General features: G+C 72.0%; 2 protein-coding genes. One reads left to right on the forward strand and one right to left on the reverse strand.

Annotated features, from left to right (window positions below; translation table 11 throughout):
• Positions 1 to 151 precede the first annotated feature (151 nt).
• Entirely contained in the window at positions 152 to 682 is a 531-nt protein-coding gene (locus ACZ49B_RS14020; RefSeq protein WP_468304825.1) for a DoxX family protein, read from the reverse strand.
• Between the two features lie 151 nt (positions 683 to 833).
• On the opposite strand from ACZ49B_RS14020, the gene ACZ49B_RS14025 reads away from it, so the two are divergent.
• Positions 834 to 1,301: a Rieske (2Fe-2S) protein gene (locus tag ACZ49B_RS14025; RefSeq protein WP_468304828.1), complete on the forward strand. Its 468-nt coding sequence runs from the start codon at positions 834 to 836 to the stop codon at positions 1,299 to 1,301.
• Positions 1,302 to 1,417: the final 116 nt, after the last annotated feature.

Here is a 1,417-nt window from a genome sequence, read left to right on the forward strand (position 1 = left end):
ACACGAACCTGAGGCCCTCTCCGCTGCTCCCACTCTCGACACCCACGTAAGACCCCCCGGGCGCGGTGTCCGGCCCTTGCTCGACTCGGCCCCGCGGCGCCGCGGCCAAGGGGTCTGACGCAGCCCGATCCGACGAGGCACCGCCGGCGGTTCAGGACGGGACGGCGGTGGCCGGGTTCCGCCTGGACCTCGCGTGCGCCGAGGCCGACCCGCGCCGCCGGCGGTGCAGCAGCGCGTCGAGGGAGAGTGCAGGGGCTCCCGCGAGGATCAGCGGGGTCCAGGCCACCAGGTACGCCAGGTCGTTGCCGTAGTAGTACGGGGTGGTCGGCCAGCTGATGGTCAGCCACAGGCTCAGCGAGATCAGGGCGCCGCCGAGGGCCGCGACCCGGGTCAGCAGGCCCGCCAGGGCGCCCAGCCCGACGGCCAGTTCACCGAGGGCCATTGCGATGCCGAAGCCCACCGGGCTCTGCGACGAGAGTTCGATCAGCCCGGGGAGAGCGGCCGAGTCCCGTACGGCCTCCATCTGCTGTCCGATCGAGCCGTCACCGGCGGCGGAGAGGAACGCCGCGTCGGTCAGCTTGCCCAGACCGGCGTAGACGAAGGTGATGCCGAGGAAGAGGCGCAGCGGCAGGAGTGCGTACTCGGCCGCTCGGGCGCGCAGGTCGGAGGATGTCGTAGTCACACCCTGGACACGCAGCAACCCGCCCTCCGGTTCGGCCGGAAATCCGCGGGGGACGCGTTGAACCGTCCGCCGCTTCCCTGCGTGTTCCTGCTGAGGCTGGAGTGGCAAGGGATGCTCCGGCCCGCTTCCGGTACGAGAAGGAGATACGGCCATGGGTGACACCACGCGTCGGCGCACGGTTCTCGCGGCGGGCGCCGCCACGCTGGCAGGCACCGTCCTGAGCGGCTGCGGCAACGACGGCGGGTCGGACGCAGCAGCCGACAACGCGCCGGCCGCCGCCCCCTCGACGGGCGGTGGCACCGGCGGTGCCGACGGCGGCGCCGGCGGCGGCGGGCAGGCGCTCGCGCAGACGTCTGAGATCCCGGTCGGCGGCGGCAAGGTGTTCAAGGACCAGAAGGTGGTGGTCACCCAGCCGATGGCGGGGCAGTTCAAGGCCTTCTCGGCGACCTGCACGCATCAGGGCTGCTCGGTCGCGACGGTGAAGGACGGAAACATCGTCTGCCCCTGCCACCAGAGCCTCTTCAAGATCGCGGACGGTACGGTCGCCGGAGGCCCCGCCACCCGTCCGCTGGCAGCGGCGAAGATATCCGTCGAGGGCGACAAGATCACCCTCGCCTGAACCGGTCCGGCGCCGGGGTCGTCCCGCACGGCGGCGGACACCCGTCCCACTCGGCGTTAGCCGTCTTTTTCGCGGGCCGATCCGTCTTCCCCCCAGTGGGTTGTTGCCCACCCCAT

The sequence above is a fragment of the Streptomyces sp. NPDC031132 genome (assembly GCF_055570595.1).